The sequence below is a fragment of the Mycolicibacterium helvum genome (assembly GCF_010731895.1).
GTDB lineage: Bacteria > Actinomycetota > Actinomycetes > Mycobacteriales > Mycobacteriaceae > Mycobacterium > Mycobacterium helvum.
In genome coordinates this window covers 302096-324916 of record NZ_AP022596.1, presented here as the reverse complement: position 1 = coordinate 324916, position 22821 = coordinate 302096, and the positions used below count along the sequence as shown (strand labels likewise).

Sequence of the window (22821 nt, the reverse complement as noted above, 5' to 3'; positions counted from 1 at the left end):
CAGACGTCATACTTTAGATAGGCACGCGGATCCCATGAATTACGAGAACACTCAGCGTCCCGGACGGTTGTCCCGCCAGCAGCGCATCGCCGACCGGGCCCGCGCCGAGACAGAGATCTTCGATGTCGCCGTGATCGGCGGGGGCATCACCGGGGTGGGCGTCGCGCTGGACGCGGAATCTCGCGGTCTCTCGGCAGTGCTGTTGGAAGCCGATGACTACGCCTCCGGCACTTCGAGTAAGTCCAGCAAGCTGATTCACGGCGGTCTCCGCTACCTGGAGATGCTTGACTTCGCACTGGTCCGCGAAGCCCTGCGCGAGCGCAAGCTGCTTCTCGAGACCATCGCACCGCACCTGGTGAAGCCGGTACCACTCATATGGCCTCTCACCCATCGGGTATGGGAGCGTGGCTATCTCGGGGCGGGTCTGGCGCTCTACGACTCGATGGGTGGTGCCGGTGCGGTGCCGGTGCACCGGCATCTGAGCAAGCGGCGGATGCGGCGAACGGCGCCCGGGTTGGACCCGCAGGCCTATGTCGGTGGAATCCAGTTCTATGACGCCATCGAAGATGATGCCCGGTACGCAATGACCGTCGCGCGCACCGCCGCTGAGCGGGGAGCTGCGATGCTGACGAAGGTGCGGGCGACGGGATTATCCGTCGTGGGGGGGCGGGTGTGCGGGGTGCACGCGCGCGACATGCTCACCGATACCGAGTTCGACGTCCAGGCGCGCCACGTTGTCGTGGCCGCGGGTCCATGGGCTGGGCACGTCCTGGAGATGATTCCTGGGCGCCAGGCCGACTTTGCCGTCCGACCTTCGAAGGGAATTCACATCGTCGTGCCCGGCGACCGGATCGAGTCTGAAGCCGGGGTGCTGATGCGGACCGAGAAGAGCGTGTTGTTCGTCATCCCGTGGGATGGCCATTGGCTCATCGGTGACACCGACACCGAGTGGCGCGAGGACACGGGCACGCCGCTGCCGACCCGAGTCGACGTGGAATACCTACTATCCAAGGTGAACTCGATACTCAAGCACCCTCTGAGCACAGACGACATCGAGGGTGTGTTCGCCGGTCTTCGGCCATTGGTGCATTCAGGTGACGAGGTCGACACCACCAAGATCAGCCGGGAACATTCGATAAGCACTCCGCTGCCGGGCATTTCGGTGATTGCCGGTGGCAAGTACACGACCTATCGGGTAATGGCCAAGGATGTGATGGATGTTGTCGCCGACGATCTGCGGGTGGGCCGGCCATCGGCTACGTCCAAGCTGCCACTGGTTGGAGCACGCGGATACCGCGACCTCCTGGAGAACCACCAGAAGTTGGCCGGGGAAGCCAAGATGACGCCTACCGCTGTAAAGCGTCTACTCAACCGGTACGGCGACGTCACCGAAGAGCTGCTTTCGTTGGTCGCTGCGGACCCTGCGCTCGGTGCGCCACTCGCAGGTGCGGCACCGTACACAAGAGTCGAAGCGATGTACGCTTTTCTCTGCGAGGGCGCCCTGACGGTGGCCGACGTGCTCGAACGGCGCACCCGTATTCGCATCCAATGTAAGGATGCGGGTCTGGCCTGTGTCGAGGATGTCGCGGCGATCGGTGGCCAGGTTCTGGGCTGGTCGCCAGCCGACCAGATGCGTCAGGTCCGAGCGTACAAGGCGTCGGTAACCGCACAGCGCACCGCGATGCGCGAGGACACGGACCGGGATGCCGTAGCGGCGTTCACGCGTTTTATGGACAACCCGAAAATCGCTGTTGCTGAATAAGTATCAGTAGGAGACTCCGCGCTAGTACTGCGTTAGTGTCGGGCATGGCTGAGACCGTGCATGGCAAGCTGCCGTTCTGGAAGAGCCCGGCGGCCCGGGTCACCGTCGGCGTTGTGGTCGGCGCGGTCGTGACGGCAGTGCTCTGGGACCGAAATGGGATGCTGTCATTGCTCGGCGGCTGGACGGCGTTGGCGCTCATCTTCACCGGCTGGACGTGGATATCCTTGTGGCCGTTCGATGCCGACGAGACGGCGGGTCATGCAGGTCAGGAGCAACCCCTGCCGTGGGTCGTCTTCTCCCTGGTGCTCGGCGGCGCGGTGGCCAGCCTGGTCGGCGTCGGAATCCTCTTGGGCCGCAGCCAGCAGGCTTCCCAGGGCGTCCACGTCGATGCCGGCGCGGGCTGGATGGCCATCGGCAGTGTCGTGCTGTCGTGGCTGACCATCCACACCCTGTACGCGATGGTCTATGCCAAGCACTATTTCGATCCAGCGCGCCCCGGCGGAATCGACTTCAACAGTCCGCCGGGGCAGAAAGACGAACCCTGCTACAAGGACTTCTTCTACGTCGGCTTTGCGGTCGGGATGAGCTTCGCGATCTCCGACACCAACCTCACCTCGACCCGGATGCGCGCTACCGCACTAGGGCACGGACTGCTGTCGTTCGTGTTCGGCGCGGTCATCGTCGCCTCGGTGGTGAACCTGATCGCCTCGGGCCTCTAGTCCGTCGCGATCCACGCGGCCGAATCCGGCGCCAGCTCGCCACCGACCAACGGCGCACTGGCCGTGAGAAATTCGCCGGGAGGAAGGGGCAGCGCGGTGCTCCCCGTGTTCAGCACGCACAACACGCCGCCGGACAGGAACGCCACGGCGTCGTCGCGCAACTGCAGCCATTCAACGTCGTAATCGGTGAAGTGAAAACGCCGTCGCCGCAACTGCAGAATCGTGCGGAAGAACGCCAGCGTCGAATCCGGATCTGCCAACTGCCGCTCGACCGTCAGCGATGCCCACGCTGCCGGCATCGGTAGCCAGGTGTCGGGGTTGGACGAAAACCCGAACGGGGGAGCGTCGCCAGTCCACGGCATCGGCACCCGGCAGCCGTCGCGGCCGCGCTCGGTGTGCCCAGAGCGCTCCCAGACCGGGTCCTGCAACACCTCGTCGGGCAGGTCGACGTTGGGCAGGCCGAGTTCCTCGCCGTTGTAGAGGAACATCGCCCCCGGCAGCGCCAGCATCACCATCGCCATGGCGCGGGCCCGGGCCAGTCCCGTCGCGCCGTCGCCATAGCGGGTGACCTCGCGTTCGACGTCGTGATTGGACAACGTCCAGGTCGGGCTGGCGTCGGCGAGGGAGGCTGCCGCCAGCGCGTTCTCGATTGCCTCGCGGATGTCAGTGGCGTCGAATTCGGCGCGTACCAAACGGAAATTGAACCCCATGTGCAGTTCGTCGGGGCGCAGATACTTGGCGAAGTCCTCGTTCTCGAACACCCAGATCTCGCCGATGGTCACCGCGTGTGGGTAGTCGTCGAGCACCGAGCGGATGCCGCGGTGGATGGCGTGCACACCATCGTGGTTGAAGCGGGGATCGTCGTCGTCGAGGGTGAGCATCTCGATGTCAGGGTTGGCCATGTCCGGCAGCCCGGGTGGCTTGGCCATGCCGTGCGCGACGTCGATCCGGAATCCGTCCACACCGCGGTCGAGCCAGAACCGCAGCGTCTTCTCCAGATCCTCGAACGCTTCGGGGTTGTCCCAGTTGATATCTGGCTGTTCGGCATCGAAGAGGTGCAGGTACCACTGGCCAGGTGTGCCGTCCGGCTCGGTGATCCGGGTCCAGGCCGGCCCGCCGAACACCGATACCCAGTTGTTCGGCGGGATTTCGCCGTCGGGTCCGAGACCGTCGCGGAAGATATAGCGTTGTCGCGCAGCGCTTCCCGGGGCGGTGGCCAGGGCGGCCTGGAACCAGGCGTGCGCAGAGCTGGTGTGGTTGGGCACCAGGTCCATCGTGATCCGGATATCGCGGGCATGTGCCTCGGCGATCAGCCGATCCAGTGCGACCAGACCGCCGAACAGAGGATCGACGTCGCGCGGGTCGGCCACGTCGTAGCCGTGGTCGGCCATCGGGGAGACCATGACCGGGTTCAGCCAGATCGCGTCGATACCGAGCTGGCTCAAGTGGTCGAGGTGGGCGCTCACGCCGTCGAGGTCGCCGACCCCGTCACCATTGCTGTCGGCGAACGAGCGGGGGTAGACCTGGTAGAAAATCGCGTTCGCCCACCACGGGGCGCCAGCAGCGTGGGTCACAGGCGTCCTTTAGAAGGCGGAGTTGACCATCGATTGCGCGGCCATGTCGAGATAGGCCAGGAGTTCACGGCGGTGCTCGTCGTCGAGCGTTTGGGAGTCGATCGACGCGACGGCGGTGTGCATGCAGCGCAGCCAGGCGTCGCGCTCCAGGAAGCCGATCCGGAACGGGGCATGACGCATCCGAAGCCGGGGATGGCCCCGCTGCTCGCCGTACGTTCGCGGGCCGCCCCAGTACTGCTCGAGGAACATCCGCAGGCGGTCTTCGGCGCCGTCGAGCTCGTCTGGCGGGTAGAGCGGAAGCAGCACTTCATCCTCTCGAACCAGCTCGTAGAAGCGGGACACGATCTTGCGGAACGTCTCAGCGCCGCCCACCGCGTCGTAAAACGTCTGCGGATCCCCGTTGGCCTGAGTCTCTGTCACCCCACCATTGTGTACATCCGCCTCGGCCGCCACCGACGTCACCCGATGTTCACGGATTTGACCTGGGCACACCGCACAAATAACCGTGCGATCGCCGCGAATCCGTGGTGCACTGGTTGCCGGAGGACGAATGGCGCAGCGTAAACGGAACCGCGGTCACCTCGCCGCGGCGGGCCCGACCGGGTCCCAACCGAGCTCAAGCCTGCACGCCGACCCTCACATACCCAGCCCGGCCGACGGATCAGTGTGGGGACGTCGCCGGGTGCTGTTACTTAATTCGACCTACGAACCGCTGACGGCGCTCCCCATGCGCCGGGCGGTGATCATGCTGCTGTGCGGTAAGGCCGACGTGGTCCACGACGACCCCAACGGGCCGGTGATCCATTCGGCTACGCGGGCGATTGTGGTGCCGTCGGTGATCCGGCTGCGCAGCTTCGTCCGGGTGCCCTACCGGGCGCGTATCCCGATGACCCGGGCTGCGTTGATGCACCGAGATCGGTTCCGGTGCGCGTACTGCGGCTCCAAGGCCGACACCGTCGACCACGTGGTGCCGCGCAGCCGTGGCGGTGAGCATTCGTGGGAGAACTGCGTGGCCGCCTGTGCGACATGCAATCACCGCAAAGCCGACAAGCTGCTGACCGAGCTGGGCTGGACGTTGCGGCTGGTGCCGATGCCGCCGAAGGGCCAGCACTGGCGGCTGTTGTGCACCATCAAGGAACTCGACCCGGCCTGGGTGCGCTACCTAGGTGAGGGCGCGGCGTGAGACTGCTACGGTTTGCCTCGTGAATGCAGCTGTCATCCACGGCTTGTTCGTGGGCATCCCGTTTGGGCTCGCGGCCGTCCTGGCCCTCCTGATCTTGCCTGGCAAGAGTAAGCACGCCGCGACATACAAGTTGTCCGAGCCTTGGACGCACGCGCCGATCCTCTGGGCGGCCGTCGACGAGGTGGTTCCGGGCGGTGGCCATCACGGTCACGGTGCGGCCGAGGTAAGTGTGGGAGGTCAAGCAAGTGGCAAGTGGTGAGCACGGGACGGTAGCGACCGTTGATCCGGCCGACCTGCCGTACGGCTATGCGCTGACCACCAGCGGACGGATTTCGGGTGTCACCGAGCCGGGCGAGCTGTCGGTGCACTACCCGTTCCCGATCAGCCAGCTGGTCGAGCTCGACGAAGCGCTGAAGTACGGCAGTCGGCAGTCCAAGGCCCGCTTCGCCGTCTACATCGGCGACCTGGGCAGCGATACCGCGGACCGCGCGCGCGAGATCCTCGCCGACGTTCCCACCCCGAACAATGCGGTGCTGCTGGCCGTGTCGCCCGATCAGCGGGCGATCGAGGTGGTTTACGGCGCGGACGTGCGTGGCCGCGGCGCGGAGTCGGCGGCTCCACTCGGGGTGTCGGCGGCCGCGTCGGCCTTCAAAGAGGGCAACCTCATCGACGGGCTGGTCAGTGCCGTGCGAGTGATGTCTGCGGCGATCTCTCGCCCGTAGCGATTTCGGCGCGGAAACGTTCGCGCAGCGAACGAAAACGCGCCGAAATCACCGTAGTTCCGCGCGGATTTGGACGTACCGTTCGAGGAAGCCGCGCTCATCCAGCCGCTTGCGGCGCAGCCACCCCGTCACCTCGTCGTTGCACTTGCTCGCATTGCACGCCCCGCACGCGGGCACCACGTTGTCCACCGTGTACCTGCCGCCACGCGATATCGCCATGACGCAGTCCCGCTGCAGCGGCTTACCCGTCGCGCCGCAGTAGGCGCAGCCGTTCCAGGCGGCTTTGATCGCCAACCACTGCGCCTCGGTCAGGTCGTTGACCACGGCCTTGACCCGCTTGGTCCGCCTGCGTGCTGCGCGGGCCCGCCGACTGTTGGTGGCTGCCATGGCCCGATTTTTGCAGCGCGAAGTCAGCCCGCGTCGAAGGCGCGCGCTTTCAACGCGCGTTCGGTGCCTGCCCGGCCTTCGAGGACCAGCCGGCGCAGCGCCGACGGCAGCTCCCCGCCCAGGAATGTGTCCGCGGCCGCCAGTGCCTCCTCAGTGATGTCCCACGACGGATACAGCCCGATCACGACCGTCTGTGCCACCTCGCTGGAGCGGCGCTCCCACACCCCCGGGATCGCCTCGAAATAGCGCGCGGTGAACGGCTGCAGCAGCGCGCTCTGCCCGGCCGGCGCGAACCCGCCGATGATCGACCGTGCGGTGATATTGGCCAGCGTGTCGTCCTCGATCACCTCCTGCCACGCGGCGTTCTTGACCGCGAGCTGCGGACGGGCCGCCGCGGCGGCAGCCGCATGGCGGCGACCGGCCGCAGTCGGATCGCGCTGTGCCTCGGCATCGATGAACGGGCTCGCGATACCGTCGCCGTCGATGTCGCCGGCGGCAGCCAGTGCGGTGACGATGCGCCAGCGCAGATCGGTATCGATCACCAGGCCAGCGAGGTTCACCTCGGCGGGCTCGTTGTCCAGCAGCGTCGCCAGCACCGCGATGTGGTGCAGCTGCAGCACCGACGTGCACAGCGCGTTGACGAACGCCAGCTGGTGATCCGAACCCGGGGCCGACTCACGGGCCAGATCCAGTAGCCGATCCGCGAAAGCCGGCCAGCCGTTGGCGCACGCCCACGCCGGGTCGGCGTAGGAGTTCAGCGCGGTCTGCGCCTGCAGCAGCAGCCGCTGGGCCACCCCGACCTCGGACTCGGCCTGAATGCCACTCATCACCAGTGCCACGAAGTCGCGGGCCTTCAGCTCGGCGTCGCGGGTCATCTCCCACGCCGCCGACCACACCAGCGTGCGGGGCAGCGGCTCCTCGATGTCGGCGATGCGGCTCAGTGCCGTCCGCAGCGACAGCTCGTCGAGCCGCAGCGAGCAGTAGGTCAGGTCGTCGTCGTTGACCAGGATCAACTTGCCGCGCGAAACTCCCTGTAGTGCAGGGACTTCGGTGAGAGGACCCGACACATCGAGCTCCTCGCGGTGCACCCGCACCAGCTTGCCCGTCGTCGGATCGTCGTCGTAGATGCCGACCGCAAGCCGGTGCACGCGGGTCTCGCCTGCGCCAGGTGCCGCACCGCCCTGGGCGATCGCAAACCGGGTGAAGCGGCCGTCGGCGTCGACGTCGAAATCGGCGCGCAGCGTGTTCAGCCCGGTGGTCTTGAGCCACTGCCGACCCCAGTCCGACAGGTCGCGGCCCGAGGCCTTCTCCAGCGCGCCCAGCAGATCGTCGAACGTCGCGTTGTCGAAGGCATGCGCGGCGAAGTAGTCGCGCAGCCCGGCCAGGAAGTGCTCCAGCCCGACGTAGGCGACGAGCTGTTTGAGCACGCTGGCGCCCTTGGCGTAGGTGATGCCGTCGAAGTTGACCTCGACGGCGTGCAGGTCGGGGATATCAGCGGCGACCGGATGGGTCGAGGGCAGTTGGTCCTGGCGGTAGGCCCAGGACTTCTCCACGTTGGCGAACGTCGTCCACGCCTGGTCATACTCGGTGGCCTCGGCCTGGCACAGCACCGAGGCGAACGTCGCGAACGACTCGTTGAGCCACAGGTCGTCCCACCAGGTCATCGTCACCAGATCGCCGAACCACATGTGTGCCATCTCGTGCAGCACCGTCTCAGCCCGGCGCTCATAGCTGTACCGGGTGACCTTGGAGCGGAAGACGTAGTCCTCCAGGAAGGTCACCGCACCGGCGTTCTCCATTGCGCCGGCGTTGAATTCGGGCACGAACAACTGGTCGTACTTGCCGAACGCGTACGGCACGCCGAAGTTGCGGTGATAGAACCCGAAGCCCTGCTTGGTCTCGGTGAACAGCCGCTCGGCGTCCATGTACTCCGCGAGCGAGGACCGGCAGAACAGGCCCAGCGGGATCTCGCCATGTTCGTCGGCGTAGACGTCATCCCAGCGCGCGTAGGGACCCGCGATCAGCGCGACCAGATAGGTGCTCATCCGCGGGGTGGTGGCGAAGGTGTGGGCCTTCACCTTGCCGTTTTCCTCGACGGTGCTGGTCGCGCCGTTGGAGATCACCTGCCAGTGCGACGGCGCGGTGACCGTCACATCGAAGGTCGCCTTGAGGTCAGGCTGGTCGAAGCAGGCGAACATCCGCTTGGCGTCGGCGGTTTCGAACTGCGAGTACAGGTAGACCTCGCTGTCGACCGGGTCGACGAACCGGTGCAGGCCTTCGCCGGTGTTGGAGTAGCGGCAGTCGGCCTCGACGACGAGGACGTTGGTCTGGGCCAGCCCTTCCAGCGGGATGCCGGTGGACTCGTCGTACCCCGACACGTCGACCTCGACGCCGTTGAGCACGGCGCTGTGCACGGTGTCGGCGGCCAGGTCGATGACGGTGGCGGCGCCCGGCACCGCCTCGAACTCGACGGTCGTGGTGGACCGGAAGGTCTTTTCCCCGGAAGTCAGGTCCAGATCGATGCGGTAATTGCCGACGGTGACCAGAGCAGCGCGCTCGATGGCCTCGTCACGGGTGAGGTTGGGAAGTGCCACGCGTCCAACCTAGCGGGAGTGGGAACAGTGTTCTATTGACATGAGTTGTGATGAAGATCTGCGTCAACCGCGAGGAGGAGCCCGCATGTCCGAGAAGTCACGCGCCGATTTCTGGTTCGACCCGCTGTGTCCGTGGTGTTGGGTCACTTCCCGCTGGATTCTCGAGGTGGAGAAGGTCCGCGATATCGATGTCAGCTTTCACGTGATGAGCCTGGCGGTGCTCAACGAAGGTCGCGACCTGCCCGAGCAGTACCAAGAGATGATGAAGAAGGCGTGGGGCCCGGTGCGGGTCGCCATCGCCGCCGAGCAGGCCCACGGCGCCGAGGCGCTCGGACCGCTCTACACCGCTATGGGCACCCGCATCCACAACCAGGACAACAAGAACCTCGACGAGGTCATCGCGCAGTCGCTGGACGAGGCCGGCCTTCCCGCCGAGTTGGCCAAGGCTGCGACGGATCCGTCGTACGACGACGCTCTGCGTAAGAGTCATCACGCCGGGATGGACGCCGTGGGCGAGGATGTCGGCACGCCGACGATTCATGTCAATGGGGTCGCGTTTTTCGGTCCGGTGTTGTCGCGCATTCCGCGCGGTGAGGAAGCCGGCAAGTTGTGGGACGCTTCGGTGACGTTTGCGGCCTACCCGCACTTTTGGGAGTTGAAGCGGTCTCGTACGGAGCCGCCGCAATTCGACTGAGCGGGCGAACCCTAGTGGAGGTAGGGATCGAGTTCGCGCATTCGATTCACGTGTGCTTGTTGTAGTTCGTCGTCGATGATCCAAGCGAGTTCGGTTGGCATCCGATGAAAAGACCTCCCCAGCCTGGGCTTGACCCGGTTCGTCGATACCAGGGCAAGCGGCCCGTGCCGACTGGTCGAGTCAGTTTCCATTGAGGCGCAAGGCTGACTGTATCCAAATTGCGTTGTGTGGCCGGCGTTTTGGGGTTTGATCTCGGGGCTTGTTGGTGCGGGGTTGGGTGTTCCTGTCAACGGTCAGGTCAGTGTGAGGAGATGGCGGCTACCAAACCAAGACGGTGTGGGGAGGCCGCAGCCTCCCCACACCGCCTAACCGATCAGCACCTGGTCTATTCGACCCGCAAGGTTAGGTGACAGTCGTGGTGGTGAGTGTCGGAGAAGGATTCGGATAGCAGGAGGTTGCGATGTTGGCACCTAGAATCTTGGTGTTGAAGGTCATGCCGGGGTTGGAATAGCTGGTGCCGGCATACTTGCTGGTAATCGAGCCGGGAGCGGTGGCCGTCACGTTGATCGTGACGGAGGGCGGGGTGTATGTCGTGCCACCGGGAATTGGGCCGGGAATGTCAAGTTCGACGTTGCCGGTTGTCGAGTTGTAGCTCGTCGTCCCTGGGTAAGACCCACCCCCGGATGCGCTGGAGGAGACATATGTCGAATTTGCCGGGACCGGGATGAGCATCTTCATGGAGTTGATGTTGGTGATCGTAATGATGCCCACCGACGACGGAACCGTCGATGAACCCGGTGCAATGGTAATGGCCACGGGAGAACCCGCTGTCACCGTGCTCGGCGCGGTGGCGGTAACCGACGCCGTCTGGCTCGATGTCCCCGCCGAGGCCTGGCAACTCCAGTTCACGGAGACGGCTGCATTTGCCGTCCCAGCGAAACAAAGTGCGGCGGCAAGGGCCATCGGAGTGATGGCGCCGGCGCGAAGCAGCGTGGATGTATTCGATCGCATATTCTTCTCCAAAGGGTGAAGGTAGCGACGTAGCCAGGGTGCCGCGCCGCGGATAAAATGTATCTCGCCTCCGCGGAAATTCCCGGCACATTTTGAACACGTTTCGATGGCAGTGTCGCGTCCATTATTCGCTATTAATAATTCGCGGGAGTGATTATTTTCTATTAATAATTCGCAAATGAAAGCTATTGCTGCAAAGATATTGAATACGGAATTATCGTGGACGTGCACTCCGGGGACTGGGCGAAAAGTCGAGGACCTGTCGGGGTGCAGGTCCGCTCTGGCGGATGTGTCAGGCTTCGCCGTCGAAGGCGTTGCGTTGTCGACGCCGAGGCTACCGATCTCGCAGTCCTCGCCGCCCAACGCATCGACGCCCGAGACCTGGCCGCGGACGCAGAACATCGCGAATGGAGCCCGCATGAACGAGATGGTCCGGTACCGCCTTACTGCCGTCCTTGGTGACGGCGGTCGTCGCCGGGGTTTTGGACGCGGTCGGCGGGGATGTCGGTATGCCGATGCTTCATGTCGGCGGGGTTGCGCTTTTCGGTCCGGTGTTGTCCCGTATTCCGCGCGGTGGATAGGTTTCGTCCTGGGCCGCTGTAGTTCGGCTGACGGGGTGGGTTCCTAGTGTGTGCGGTTGGCGTGTCCCGCTTTTCGTGCTGAGGAGCCGGTGCTTGTGGAACCGCCAGCGGCAGCGCCGTGGGTGTTATGAGTCTCGGCGGGCTGTGTGTTGTTTTCGCTGCCCGCGCTGGTGTTGTCGGCTGCCGCGGGTGTGGCTTTTGTGCTCGCCGTGCCGCGCGTGCTCGTCGTGGTTCGTGGGCTGGCGGTGGCGGTGGCGGGGGTGGTGTCCAGTGTCACCGTGGCGGCCGGTGTCGGTGGGGCTGCGGCCGCGCGGGAGGACGTGACCGCCGCCGCCGTGGATGACACCGGTGCGCCCAGCGCTTGGGCGAAGAGGTCGCGAAAGGCGACCAGTACGGGGACCAAGCCAGTTCCGGTGGTGACCGGAGTCAGAATCCCCCATGACGCCGTCGGTGCATACCCGTTGAGGAAGGCGTTGGTGAGCACGGCAGGGGCGTTGACGATCGCGTTCACCGCCGCCCCGAAATCGCCGGCGCCCACCGCGTCGTACACCGCTTGCGCGGTATCCCCAAACGCGCTCTCGACGCCGCTAGCCGTGTTGAGCGCAGAAAGGCCCACTATCGAAACAAAACCGGGGACGAGGTTGACGAAGTTGGTGATGTTCTGCAGAACCTGGCCGGGGATGTTGATTATCGGACTTTGTATCAGTGCGAAGCCGGGGGATACCACCAGTGCGAGCGCGGCGCTGTATGCCGTGGACAGGCCAGCGCTGATCTGGCCGGCGGCCATTTGTTGAGCTGCCTGAAGGAAAGCCGACGGAAGTGCCGTCGCGGCCGCGACAAAGGCGCCGCCGGCGTTGCCGAGCGTTGTGGAGATGGTGGTGGCGTAGTCGATCTGGTTGGCGATGATCTGCTTGAGGATGGGAGCAGGGCTGGCCTGTATCTGTTGGCCGATGGCCGCCAGGTTGTTGAACGTGGTCGTCAGGACCTGCACCCACTCGGTGAAGGGATCGACCATCGAGGTCGTCGACGCGGTCAACGTGGCCGCGATGCTCGAGACCGGGATCGCCGGCAGGTGCACCTGCTGCGGTGTCACCACTAGCGGTGACAGCGCGATGGCGCTCGCTCCGATCAGTGCCACGCCGCCGGTCATGCTGGTCCGTACAAACGTTTGCATTGCTCTCCCTCAATCATCGGTAACCCGATCTCGTAAATTACTTCACCCCGATCGCTGTCGGGGCCGATTCCATCGGAGTTTTTGAGAACTTCTCAGCTGGGTTGGTGTCTTGTCAGGAGAAACTCTCAAACCCCGTGTCGTTATTTCATGTTGAAAGTTAACGGCAGAAAGTTATCGACTTTAGGTAGTTAACTGCGTAAAGCTATTGACGCCACGATGTTGAATGCTGAATATGCTCCGGCGGCGAAAGCGCAATCCCCAAAGTCGGAGGGAACAAACCACCGGGCGGCGGTGGACATTCCGGTGCTTGATAGACCCGACGTGGTCCAGGTGAGCGCAATCACGCGATAAGGCAACCATTTTCGAGCCTGGATCGGCCGTCGCATAGTCGCTGGACGGAGTCGGTCTTCCCGCCGGATTGGCCGAGGCTGCGACGGATCCGTCGTATGACGACGCTCTGCGCAAGCGTCATCACGCCGACGATTCACCTCAAACGGGGTCGCGTTTCCGTGGTTCGGTGTCGCCGCACAGTCCGCGCAGTCCGCGCGGTGATGAAGCCGGCAAGCTGTGGGACGTCTCGGTGACGTTTGCGGCCAATCCGCACTTTGGGAGTTGAAGCGGTCTCATATGGAGCCGCCGCAATTCGACTGAGCGGGCGAACCCTAGTGGGGGTAGGGATCGAGTTCGCGCATTCGGTTCACGTGTGCTTGTTGTAGTTCGTCGGTGCGGGTGAGGAAGTCGATGATGAGGGCGAGTTCGGCTGGGTTGTAGTGGCTGAACAGCACCTTGCCGCCGTGGCTCAATAGGGGGGAGAGGAGTTCGGAGACGCGGTGGGCAGCGAGCTCGGTGGCTACCACGATTACTCGGCGGTGATCGGTGGGGTGTTGGGATCGGGTGACGTAGCCGAGTTTTTCGAGGCGGTCGAGGGCGATCGTGGTGCCGGCGGCGGTGAGGCCGAGCTGGTCGGCGAGAAGTCCTGGTGTCATGACCTTCTCGCCGGCGCAGAGGATGAGTTCCAGGGCGCGTCGGTCTGTTTGGTTGACGCCGAGCACTCGCACCAGTTCGCGGGCTACGTCGTCGGAGGACGCATGAAGCGCTTCCATTGTTCTCTTGAGCATTACCGAGATCCGAGCGAGTTCGGTTGGCATCCGATGAAAAGACCTCCCCAGCCTGGGCTTGACCCGGTTCTGCTGACCGTTGGCTTTTCTTTGTGGTGGAGCTTCATCATACGCATGATCGAGTGGCCTTCGTGGCGTTTATCGACACGTGTACTCGAAGGGGCGACAGCGAACTTGGCTGGCAACATGCGCCGCTGACGGATTCAGCCGCAGCGCCACACCAACACTGGTGCGGTCGGGCCTGCGGGCAACGTGGGGTTTGGGCCGAATTGTGCCAGCGTGTGTCGGTATTCGGCAACCAAGACCGGTGCGCGCGATCGTCTCATCGGGGAGCGCAGTCCTGTATGCAACCCGGCTGATTGGTGTTTCATAACCCCGCAGAGTTGGAGTCCTTGTCCGAAAACGCGAGTGTGAATCGCGCGTTATTAACGGCATCAGTTGTCCTTCCATTCTCCCGAATTTATGGAAATATGTTTGGCAAATTCAGATGGTAAACGCTATCTCCCGAGAGTCGCCGATGGCGCGGTACAGGACCATTGACGGACGAATTCAAAAGCTCCGATAAAGAACTGGGGAGAGGATGGCCGCCATTCGACTGCGACTGGGAAATAGCAACGACGCCCGACTGGGCTGCCACGTCGAGAGCCATTCACCGCTACGGTCGTCCACATCACCCGCTGAATCCGACCCCAACTCGGTCAGCGCCGACCATGCGTACAGTCAGCTGTTTGTCGTCCGCTATCCGCCGGTCTGTCCGACTTGCAGAGTTGGGCAGCGGTCGCGCTGGCGAGGACCCGGGTAGCGGTTCGTTGTCACGGGTGCATTCCCGCAATGATAGTGGTCGAAGCTCATGCCGAGGTTATATAACTAGTGGCGGCATACTGGCTGGCAACCGAGCCGGCGGCGGTGACCGACGCGTTCACGGTGACCGCAGACGCCGTGCAGGACGAGCCACCGGGAATTGGGCCGGGTATGGTCTGCGCGACATATCACCTCCTAAAGCCGTCGGGCCGGAGACGGTGTTGCCGGATGTGCTAGCGCACACATATATCGAATTCGCCGGATCTGGATGAGCATCTTCATGTTGCTGATATTTGTGGTCGGAAACCGGATGTCGAATACCAGACCGTAAATTGAGCCGATGCAACGGAAATGACTACTGGTGAGCGCGCAGTCACCGAGCCCGCTGCGGTGCCGGTAACCGAGGTTGTGATAATCGGCGCCCGAAAGACGCCCGACGTCGTGTCCTAGTAGGTCCCGTTTACGTCGACGCCTGCATTCGCCGCGCCGTGAAAAAATGCGGCAGCAAGCGCCAGCGGAGTGATTGCACCTACGCGAAACAGTATGGCCATATTGGATAGCTTAGTTAACGCTAAGGGGTGAAGGAAACGACGTGGACAGGGTGCCGCACCTCGGTAACCCAGACAGAAGATGTGATGCTCTCGCCGAAACTCTCTAGTATTTTAATATCGTTTCAACAGCAAATTTGTGTAGCCGTTATTGATGTTGACACTTAACTGCCGAAAGTTATTAGCGCAAAGATATGTCGAATTATGTTCGGCCGCGAGCCCAGGACAATTCGGATCCGAACCCGGGGAGATTTGTGCGTCAGGTCCGACACGAGGCCGGCCAGCCGACCTCGGTTTCGGCGTGGATGCCCCCCATCACTAGCGCCACGACGTGGTGGGCCTTGAATTCGGCGTCGCGGGTCAGGCCGTCGTCGTCACGTGCAGCGACGCCCTACCCGAGGGCCGCGCACGTCTGGGAGCTCAAGCGGACGCGGATCGCGGCGCCCCAAGTTCGACTAACTTTCGCCTTCCGGTTGCGCGCCGGGGCGTCAGGTACAACCTTGTAGCCATGACAGTGGCTGACCCGACTGAGCCGAGCGTGCAGACCGACGGCACCTACCGCGACAAGTTGGTGGCCGTCGAACCCGGTGGCAACGAGTTCATCGCCCACGAAGACCGCCACGGCAAGCCGAGTCAGCTGTTCTGGACGTGGACCTCACCCAACCTCGAATTCGCGACGATCTTCGTGGGTGTGCTCGCAGTGGCCGTCTACGGGATGTCGTTCTGGCAGGCCGTCGCCGGCATCGTGATCGGCACCGGTCTGGGCGCGGTCGCGCACTACTTCCTGTCGGCCCGCGGCCCGTTGCACGGTGTGCCGCAGATGGTGCTGGGCCGGATGGCGTTCGGCTTCAAGGGCAACGCGGTGCCGTCGGTACTGATGTCGGTGACCGCGGGGGTCGGGTGGTTCGCCACCAACAGCGTCAGCGGCGCATTCGCCCTGTCCACTCTGTTCCACATCGGGCCGCTGCCGGCGCTCGTCATCATCGTGTTGATCCAGACAGCCTTCGCATTCTTCGGTCACAACCTGGTCCAAGCCTTCGAACGCTGGTCGTTCCCAGTGCTCGCGGTGATCTTCGCCGTCGCCTCCGTGGTGATCCTGACCAAATCGCACTTCGACGCGCCAGCGGTCGACGGTGGCGTCGGTGGTCTCGGTGGCTTCCTGCTGACCGTCGGTACCGCCTTCGGCTATGCCGCGGGCTGGACGCCCTACGCCGCCGACTACACCCGATATCTGCCGGCCACGGTGTCGACGGCTCGCACCGGGCTGTTCGCCTCGATGGGGCTATTCCTGTCGTGCGTGATCCTCGAGACCGTCGGTGCCGCATCGGTGACCATCGGGCCGGCGCTGTCCGACAATCCCACCGAGGCGTTCACCAGCGAGCTGGCCTCGCCGCTGGCCAAGGCCACCCTGCTGGCCATCGCCGTGGGTGCCATCGCGGCCAATGCGATCAACATCTATTCGGGAGCAATGGCTTTCGTCACCATTGGCGTCAAGCTTCCGCACCACATCGCACGTGCGCTGGTCACGGTGTTCTTCGGCGTCGCGGGCTTCCTGATCGCCTGGTGGGCCCTGGCTGATGCGGCCGCCAGCTACGAAGCCTTCCTGCTGATCATCGCCTATTGGATCGGTCCGTGGCTCGGCGTGGTGTTCGCCGACCAATATCTGCGCCAGGGCCAGTCGATCGCCGGATTCCTCTATGACCGCAGCTACGCCAACTGGGGCGGATTCGCGTCCTTCGCCGTCGGCCTGGTGGTGTCGGTGCTGCTGTTCTCCAACCAGGAGAAGTTCGTCGGCTACATCGCCAGGACGCTGCCCCAGCTCGGCGACATCACGTTCTTCGTGGGCTTCCTGATCGCCGGCGCGAGTTATCTTGTGCTATGCCGATCGAAGATAGCCGCCGAACGCGCAGCGGTATGACGTCGCTGGATATGCTCGAAGTCGCCTATAACGAGGCTCGAAAAGGATTGGCGGAAGGCGGAATTCCGATCGGGGCTGCGCTGTTCAGTGCTGACGGCGTGCTGTTGGGCAGCGGTCACAACCGCCGCGTACAGCAGGACGACCCGTCGGTGCATGCCGAAACCGATGCCTTCCGGGCCGCCGGCCGTCAGCGTGACTACCGCTCGACGATCATGGTCACCACGCTCTCGCCGTGCTGGTACTGCAGCGGGCTGGTGCGCCAGTTCAACATCGGTGCGGTGCTGATCGGGGAGAGCACTACCTTCACCGGTGGCCACGATTGGCTGGCCGCGCACGGTGTCGACGTGACGGTGCTGGACGACGAACGTTGCGTGACGATGATGACCGAGTTCATCGCCGAGAATCCCGAACTGTGGAACGAAGACATCGGAGTGGCCGAGTGATCGCCACCATCGATATCTCCCGCTGGTATGCCGGGGGAGCGCAGGCCGACGCCGTCGCCGCCGACCTCGACGAGGGGCTGCAGCAGGCCGGCTTCATCCTGGTCACCGGCCACGGCATCGACCCGGAGCTGGCCGCCCGGGTGCGGGCGGCGTCACGAAGATTCTTCAGCCTGCCCGACGACGTCAAACGGCGGTACTCGGTGGCGGTCGGTGGCCATGGCTGGATCGCACCCGGTGCGGAGGCCAACGCCTACGCCGAGGGCACCGAGACACCGCCTGACCTCAAGGAGAGCTACAGCCTGGGCGCGGAGACCGCGGTCGGGGATCCCGAGGTCGACCGGATCTGGTTCGCGCCCAACGTCTGGCCGGACGAGGTGGCTGAACTGCAGTCGGTGGTGACCGATTACACCGCGGCCATGCGTCGGCTGGCCGACGATCTGTTGGCGCTGATGGCCCATGCGCTCGGGTTGACGGACAATCCGTTCGCGACCCTGGCCGATCGGCCGACGTGGACGATGAACATCAACCACTACCCGCCGGTCAGCGTCGTCGGGGAGCCCGAGCCCGGGCAGTTCCGGATCGGGCCCCACACCGACTTCGGCACCGTCACGATCCTCGATCGGGAGCCCGGAGCCGGTGGGCTGCAAGTCTTTTCCGAGGCCGATGGCTGGGCTGACGCCCCCTATGATCCGGCGGCGCTGACGATCAACATCGGCGACCTACTCGAGTATTGGAGTGGACGGCGCTGGCCGTCGGGCCGGCATCGGGTGCTGCCCCCGCAGCCGCATGCCCCCGAGGAGGACCTGATCTCGCTGATCTACTTCTACGAGGCCAACCACGATGCACTGGTCACTCCGCTGGCACCGCCGATCGGGCGGGTGGCCGGGCTGGATCCCGTGACATGTTCAGCCTTTATCAAGGAACGCCTCGACGCCATCACCGTGGGGTAGGTCCCCGCTCGGAACGGCATCGAGGTCGGCGAGCTGATCCGCACTCAGGCGTAGCTCGCCAGCGCGCAGGTTCTCCTGCAGGTGCGTGATCGACGCAGTGCCCGCGATTAGTAGTGTGTTGGGCGCATGGGAGAGCAGCCAGGCCAGCCCGACCTGAGCGGACGTGGCATCGATTTCGGCCGCAATGCGTTGCACGACAGGGTTTTCAGCCACTTTGGGAAATCCCGGGAACGCCGAGCCGAGCGGAAAATACGGCACCCAGGCGATGTCCTGCTCGACACAAAGTTCCAGCAGGTCTTCGCGTTTGCGGTCGAGCAGGCTGTACGCGTTCTGGACGCAGACGATCCCCGCGGGCAGCGCCTGGCGCAGCGTTGGCAGGTCGATATTGCTGATGCCGATCGCCCCGATCTTGCCCTCGTCGCGTAGCGCGATCATCTCGGCCAGCTGGTCGTCGAGGTCGACGACCTGGTCCCCCTCGGCGACCAGCCCAGGTCCGATATCTGCGCGTCGCAGGTTCACTACCGGGATGCTGTCGAGGCCCAATCCGGCTAGGTCGAGGTCGATGGCCCCGCGTAGTTCGGCGGGTTTCTGTGCCAAGGCCAGGGGGGTGTTGCCGGTGACGCTGCGCGCGCCGACCTTGCTCACGAGGACGAGGTCGTCCGGGTACGGGGCCAGCGCCTGCCGGATTCGGCGGTTCACCTCGCCGTCGGCGTAGAACGACGCGGTATCGATGTGGTTGACCCCGAGTTCGGCAGCGCGGTGCAGCAGGGCGCTGCTGTCGTCGGTGGAGCCCGTAGCCAGGCTCATGGCGCCGTAGCCGATCCGAGCGACCGGTCGTTCGCCGATGTGGCCGACGCCGCCGGGGGGTTGGGTGGGTGTCATGGTGCTCCTCGGTGCATACTCGACAGAGGCGGAGGAACCTCCGCTTATTCGAACGTAGCAGAAACGGAGGAGCCTCCGCTATGGCTGAGCGGGTCAGGGCTGATGCGCACCGGAACCGGGAGCGTCTCGTCGCGGCGGCCACTGCCGCGTTCACCGCCAGCAACGGCACCACCGTCTCGCTGGAGGCGATCGCCCGGGCCGCCGGCGTCGGGATCGGCACGCTGTACCGACACTTTCCGAATCGCGAGGCGCTGGTGGAAGCCGTCTTCTGCACTGAACTCGCCGAGGTCGCTGCCTCGGCGGGCGAACTGCTGGACCGCTATCCGCCCACCGTGGCGCTGCGCCGGTGGATGGATCGCTACGCCGGCTTCGTCGCGGCGAAACGGGGGATGGCCGAATCACTACATGCCATGTTCGCCTCCGGTGCCGTGCAGCCCAGTCAGACCAGGGAGAGCGTCCTGAGCGCAGTCACCACCCTGCTGGCGGCGGGTGCTGCGGACGGCAGTCTGCGGGCCGACGTCAGTGGCGACGACGTGGTGTCCAGCCTGATCGGCATCTTCCTGGCCAGCCACTCGTCCGAGCAGGCCGGCCGGATGCTCGACCTGCTGGTCGACGGTCTGGTGGCGACCCGATGAGTGCCGGCGGGCAGAAGTAGGGTTAACGCCATGCGTGTCTACCTCGGCTCAGACCATGCCGGATACGAACTCAAGCAAGCCATCATCGAACACCTGAAAAAGGGTGGTCACGAGCCGATCGACTGCGGCGCGTACACCTACGACGCCGAGGACGATTACCCGGCGTTCTGCATCGCCGCCGCGACGCGGACGCTGGCCGACCCCGACAGCCTCGGCATCGTCATCGGCGGCTCCGGTAACGGCGAGCAGATCGCAGCCAACAAGGTGCCCGGCATCCGCTGCGCGCTGGCATGGAGCGTGGAGACCGCGTCGTTGGCCCGCGAGCACAACAACGCTCAAGTGATCGGTATCGGCGGCCGCATGCACCCGGTTGAGGAAGCGCTGACCTTCGTCGACGCGTTCCTGGCCACCCCGTGGTCGAAAGCCGAACGCCACCAACGGCGTATCGACATCCTCGATGAGTACGAGCGCACCCACGTGCCGCCACCGGTGCCGGGCGCGCCGGCCTGACCCGTGCCGGAAGGCCACACCCTGCACCGGCTCGCCCGGCTGCATCAGCGCCGCTTCGCCGGCGCCCCGGCAGCCGTATCGAGCCCGCAGGGCCGGTTCACCGACGCCGCGATCCTCAACGGCCGGGTGTTCACCCGCGCATCGGTGTGGGGTAAGCACCTGTTCCATCACTACGACGGCGGCCCGATCGTGCACATCCATCTGGGGTTGTACGGCACCTTCACCGAGGCGCCGGTGCCGATGCCGCTGCCCGTCGGCCAGGTACGCATGCGGGTCGTGGGCACTGAGTACGGCACCGACCTGCGCGGCCCGACGGCCTGCGACGTCGTGGACGAAGCGCAGGTGTCGGCCATCGTGGCGCGGCTGGGACCCGACCCGCTGCGCCGGGACGCCGACCCGGCGCTGCCGTGGGCGCGAATCTCCAAGTCCCGCAAGACTGTCGGAGCACTTCTGATGGACCAGAGCGTGATCGCCGGGGTGGGCAATGTGTACCGCAGCGAGTTGCTGTTCCGGCACCACATCGACCCCTACCGGCTGGGCCGCGACGTCAGTGACGTGGAATTCGCCGACGCCTGGACCGACCTGGTCGCGTTGATGAAGGTCGGTGTGCGCACGGGCAAGATCGTGGTGGTGGCACCCGAGCACGATCACGGCGCACCGTCGTATGCGCCGAACCGACCGCGCACCTACGTCTACCGGCGCGCCGGCGACCCGTGCCGCGTGTGCGCCACCGGAATCCTGACCGCCGTGCTGGAGGGCCGCAATGTCTTCTGGTGTCCCAGCTGCCAGGTGTAGTCGCGCCCGAAAATCGGGAAATGCCCTGCGCTCATTGGGCCAGGGCTTGCGCCGCAGGCCAACTGAGGCTGACATATTCGGCAGTTATCGGCATTGCGGTGGTCGGCGCGGTGCAGCTGGTCTGCCTGGTCTGTGATTCGCGGCCGCTCAACAGCAGTGCTTCTTGCGCAGTCCCCGCGAGAGATCCCATGCCTGGCACCGTGCGGCGTTCGTGATGGACTCCGCCAAAGGGGGCATCGATCCCATCTCGGCGGCGAGACGTCGCGCTGCCACACAACGTTATGGCGCTTTACAGGCTTGGACCCACCGCTCCTGTTAACTTGTGGGGTTCGGAGTGCGAGCGGTTGGACGGGGGCTAGCGATGAACAGGCTCGAGTTGATCGATACGTTCGGCGCTGCAGTGTTGGAGGGCAACGCGGCGCTGTTCGTCGGCGCCGGCTTGTCGCTGGATGCCGGCGTGCCGAACTGGTCGGATCTGCTGGACTCGCTGCGCAGCGACTGCGAAGTCCCTGCGGAGCTGACCGACCTACCGCTGGTGGCCGAATACATCGACGCCGACCGGCGCCACGGTGGCCGCGACCGCCTCGAGCATCACATTCTTGACCAAATCGTCGGTGCCAACCCCACCCCGACCGACAGCCACCGCTTGATCCCGAAGCTGCGGGTCAAGGAAATCTGGACGACCAATTACGACGAGCTGATCGAACAAGCGGTGCCCGGCGCGTCAGTCGCCATCCAAGAAGAACAAATCCAGTCGATCGGCAGCGCCACCGCGACGATCATCAAGATGCACGGCAGCGTTGTGACTGCCGAAAGGCGTTGGGCGAAAGAACCCGTCATTACGCGCAGCGACTACGAGGCTTACGAGATCAACCGTCCGCGTACCTGGTCGCTGCTTCGCGCTGCGTACTTGAGCCGCACCTTCTTGTTCCTCGGATTCAGCTTCACCGACCCGAACATCGAGATCCTTCTCCGCCTGGCACGAACACTGGGAACCAATGTGCACGATCGGCATATGACCGTTCTGCGACGGCCGGCCGACGACTCGACGCCACGACGGCTTCATGATCTGCGCGTTAAAGACCTGGAATCCAGCGGCGTCAGGGTCCACGAAATCGATGGGTACGACGAAATCGTCCCGCTGCTCAATGATCTGGTCCGCAGGACTCGGCCACCCCGAATCTTTGTGGCAGGCAGCCAGAAGCCCGCAGCCGCTGGCGGGGACCCTGATCGCGACATCATCGTGCCTTGGTGCAAAGCCGTCGCCGACGTGCTGATCGGGGAGACCGGATGGCAGCTGACCTCACTGGGCGGCCCTGCCGGATGGGATGTCACTAGCGGAGTCGCGCAAGCCCGCCGCGCCGAGGGCACCTACGACCCCGACGCGTTAACGTTTCACTTCCGGGCCAACGACGAACCACCGCCCCCAATGGAAATGCGTCTGGGCACAGCCGTATATACCGACCTTCCCCGCGAACAACTCGTGGGACAGCTCCTCGATGAGTGCCGTGCGTTGATCGTGATCCGAGGTGGGGAGCGAACCGCCGAGGAAATCCGATGGGCAGAAGCCCGCGGCGTCGGAATCATTCCTATCGCCGCATCCGGCGGCGCCGCGCAGGACTACTGGTCGGAGCGCACCACCACGCCCCCGGCGCTCGGCGGCCAAACCGTTGATCAGCAAATCTGGTCAAACCTCAACAGCGATCAGCATGCCGTCGCGGCCCGCGCCGCCCACGCCCTGTTGAAACAAGCCATGTACACCCCGCAGAAATAGACGCTGAACAGGGCATTCATCCCGTAAATACGAGGAGATGTCACAC

At 64.6% G+C, this 22821-nt stretch carries 21 protein-coding genes and 2 pseudogenes; 15 read left to right on the top strand and 8 right to left on the bottom strand.

Features of this window, described 5'->3' with window-relative positions; genetic code table 11:
• Nucleotides 1-34: 34 nt before the first annotated feature.
• Together G6N38_RS01505 and G6N38_RS01500 are read left to right on the top strand one after the other, a co-directional pair.
• Nucleotides 35-1762 carry a glycerol-3-phosphate dehydrogenase/oxidase gene (locus G6N38_RS01505; RefSeq protein ID WP_163745931.1) on the top strand — a complete coding sequence of 576 codons (1728 nt, stop codon included), beginning with the start codon at nt 35-37 and terminating at the stop codon, nt 1760-1762.
• Between the two features lie 44 nt (nt 1763-1806).
• Nucleotides 1807-2481, top strand: a complete 675-nt coding sequence (locus G6N38_RS01500) for a DUF1345 domain-containing protein (protein WP_163745930.1) — start codon at nt 1807-1809, stop codon at nt 2479-2481.
• Here the strand turns inward: G6N38_RS01500 and G6N38_RS01495 are convergent.
• Together G6N38_RS01495 and G6N38_RS01490 are read right to left on the bottom strand one after the other, a co-directional pair.
• The gene (locus tag G6N38_RS01495) at nt 2478-4055 is read right to left on the bottom strand and encodes a glycoside hydrolase family 13 protein (RefSeq protein ID WP_163745929.1); all 1578 of its coding nucleotides are present in this window, start codon (nt 4053-4055) and stop codon (nt 2478-2480) included. The genes G6N38_RS01500 and G6N38_RS01495 overlap by 4 nt on opposite strands.
• Before the next feature lie 9 nt (nt 4056-4064).
• Nucleotides 4065-4475, bottom strand: coding sequence for a globin (locus tag G6N38_RS01490; RefSeq protein ID WP_163745928.1), 411 nt, complete (start codon nt 4473-4475; stop codon nt 4065-4067).
• Between the two features lie 130 nt (nt 4476-4605).
• On the opposite strand from G6N38_RS01490, the gene G6N38_RS01485 reads away from it, so the two are divergent.
• The 3 genes from G6N38_RS01485 to G6N38_RS01475 are packed head-to-tail and all read left to right on the top strand — an operon-like array spanning nt 4606 to nt 5960.
• Nucleotides 4606-5238, top strand: a complete 633-nt coding sequence (locus G6N38_RS01485; protein ID WP_163745927.1) for an HNH endonuclease — start codon at nt 4606-4608, stop codon at nt 5236-5238.
• Between the two features lie 19 nt (nt 5239-5257).
• Entirely contained in the window at nt 5258-5497 is a 240-nt protein-coding gene (gene ctaJ, locus G6N38_RS01480) for an aa3-type cytochrome oxidase subunit CtaJ (protein WP_163745926.1), read from the top strand.
• A complete protein-coding gene (locus G6N38_RS01475) occupies nt 5484-5960 on the top strand; it encodes a DUF5130 domain-containing protein (RefSeq protein ID WP_163745925.1) in 477 nt (158 codons plus the stop codon). Before ctaJ ends, G6N38_RS01475 begins: the two co-directional genes overlap by 14 nt.
• Before the next feature lie 48 nt (nt 5961-6008).
• Here the strand turns inward: G6N38_RS01475 and G6N38_RS01470 are convergent, their stop codons facing one another.
• Nucleotides 6009-6347: an HNH endonuclease gene (locus G6N38_RS01470; protein ID WP_163745924.1), complete on the bottom strand. Its 339-nt coding sequence runs from the start codon at nt 6345-6347 to the stop codon at nt 6009-6011.
• A gap of 23 nt (nt 6348-6370) precedes the next feature.
• A complete protein-coding gene (pepN, locus tag G6N38_RS01465) occupies nt 6371-8941 on the bottom strand; it encodes an aminopeptidase N (protein ID WP_163745923.1) in 2571 nt (856 codons plus the stop codon).
• Nucleotides 8942-9026: 85 nt separating this feature from the next.
• On the opposite strand from pepN, the gene G6N38_RS01460 reads away from it, so the two are divergent.
• Nucleotides 9027-9635, top strand: coding sequence for a mycothiol-dependent nitroreductase Rv2466c family protein (locus G6N38_RS01460; protein ID WP_163745922.1), 609 nt, complete (start codon nt 9027-9029; stop codon nt 9633-9635).
• 402 nt (nt 9636-10037) lie between these two features.
• Here G6N38_RS01460 and G6N38_RS30540 read toward each other — a convergent pair whose 3' ends face one another.
• The gene (locus tag G6N38_RS30540) at nt 10038-11066 is read right to left on the bottom strand and encodes a hypothetical protein (protein WP_163745921.1); all 1029 of its coding nucleotides are present in this window, start codon (nt 11064-11066) and stop codon (nt 10038-10040) included.
• A 62-nt stretch (nt 11067-11128) separates the two neighbouring features.
• Between G6N38_RS30540 and G6N38_RS01450 the strand changes: the two are divergent.
• Nucleotides 11129-11221, top strand: a pseudogene (locus tag G6N38_RS01450) (mycothiol-dependent nitroreductase Rv2466c family protein); the annotation flags it as partial.
• A 49-nt stretch (nt 11222-11270) separates the two neighbouring features.
• On the opposite strand, the gene G6N38_RS01445 reads toward G6N38_RS01450, so the two are convergent.
• Entirely contained in the window at nt 11271-12401 is a 1131-nt protein-coding gene (locus G6N38_RS01445; RefSeq protein WP_163745920.1) for a hypothetical protein, read from the bottom strand.
• A gap of 388 nt (nt 12402-12789) precedes the next feature.
• Between G6N38_RS01445 and G6N38_RS30535 the strand changes: the two are divergent.
• Nucleotides 12790-13052: pseudogene (locus tag G6N38_RS30535) on the top strand (mycothiol-dependent nitroreductase Rv2466c family protein); the annotation flags it as partial.
• Nucleotides 13053-13063: 11 nt separating this feature from the next.
• On the opposite strand, the gene G6N38_RS01440 reads toward G6N38_RS30535, so the two are convergent.
• Nucleotides 13064-13519 carry a MarR family winged helix-turn-helix transcriptional regulator gene (locus tag G6N38_RS01440; protein WP_246227598.1) on the bottom strand — a complete coding sequence of 152 codons (456 nt, stop codon included), beginning with the start codon at nt 13517-13519 and terminating at the stop codon, nt 13064-13066.
• 1857 nt (nt 13520-15376) lie between these two features.
• On the opposite strand from G6N38_RS01440, the gene G6N38_RS01435 reads away from it, so the two are divergent.
• The 3 genes from G6N38_RS01435 to G6N38_RS01425 are packed head-to-tail and all read left to right on the top strand — an operon-like array spanning nt 15377 to nt 18179.
• The gene (locus G6N38_RS01435) at nt 15377-16786 is read left to right on the top strand and encodes a purine-cytosine permease family protein (protein ID WP_163745919.1); all 1410 of its coding nucleotides are present in this window, start codon (nt 15377-15379) and stop codon (nt 16784-16786) included.
• Nucleotides 16783-17229 carry a nucleoside deaminase gene (locus G6N38_RS01430; RefSeq protein WP_163745918.1) on the top strand — a complete coding sequence of 149 codons (447 nt, stop codon included), beginning with the start codon at nt 16783-16785 and terminating at the stop codon, nt 17227-17229. Before G6N38_RS01435 ends, G6N38_RS01430 begins: the two co-directional genes overlap by 4 nt.
• Nucleotides 17226-18179, top strand: a complete 954-nt coding sequence (locus G6N38_RS01425; RefSeq protein ID WP_163745917.1) for an isopenicillin N synthase family dioxygenase — start codon at nt 17226-17228, stop codon at nt 18177-18179. The genes G6N38_RS01430 and G6N38_RS01425 overlap by 4 nt, the downstream gene beginning before the upstream one ends.
• On the opposite strand, the gene G6N38_RS01420 is transcribed toward G6N38_RS01425, so the two are convergent.
• Nucleotides 18135-19061, bottom strand: a complete 927-nt coding sequence (locus tag G6N38_RS01420) for an aldo/keto reductase (protein WP_163745916.1) — start codon at nt 19059-19061, stop codon at nt 18135-18137. The genes G6N38_RS01425 and G6N38_RS01420 overlap by 45 nt on opposite strands.
• 80 nt (nt 19062-19141) lie before the next feature.
• Between G6N38_RS01420 and G6N38_RS01415 the strand changes: the two genes are divergently transcribed.
• The 4 genes from G6N38_RS01415 (at nt 19142) to G6N38_RS01400 (ending at nt 22775) form a co-directional block, all read left to right on the top strand.
• Complete coding sequence (locus G6N38_RS01415) at nt 19142-19696, top strand: TetR/AcrR family transcriptional regulator (protein WP_163745915.1); 555 nt, start codon at nt 19142-19144, stop codon at nt 19694-19696.
• A gap of 30 nt (nt 19697-19726) precedes the next feature.
• Nucleotides 19727-20206 (top strand): ribose-5-phosphate isomerase, encoded by a 480-nt coding sequence (locus G6N38_RS01410; protein ID WP_163745914.1) that lies wholly within the window; start codon nt 19727-19729, stop codon nt 20204-20206.
• Nucleotides 20207-20209: 3 nt separating this feature from the next.
• Complete coding sequence (locus tag G6N38_RS01405) at nt 20210-21001, top strand: Fpg/Nei family DNA glycosylase (RefSeq protein ID WP_163745913.1); 792 nt, start codon at nt 20210-20212, stop codon at nt 20999-21001.
• 361 nt (nt 21002-21362) lie between these two features.
• Nucleotides 21363-22775: an SIR2 family protein gene (locus tag G6N38_RS01400; RefSeq protein WP_246227596.1), complete on the top strand. Its 1413-nt coding sequence runs from the start codon at nt 21363-21365 to the stop codon at nt 22773-22775.
• The last annotated feature ends 46 nt before the right edge of the window (nt 22776-22821 follow it).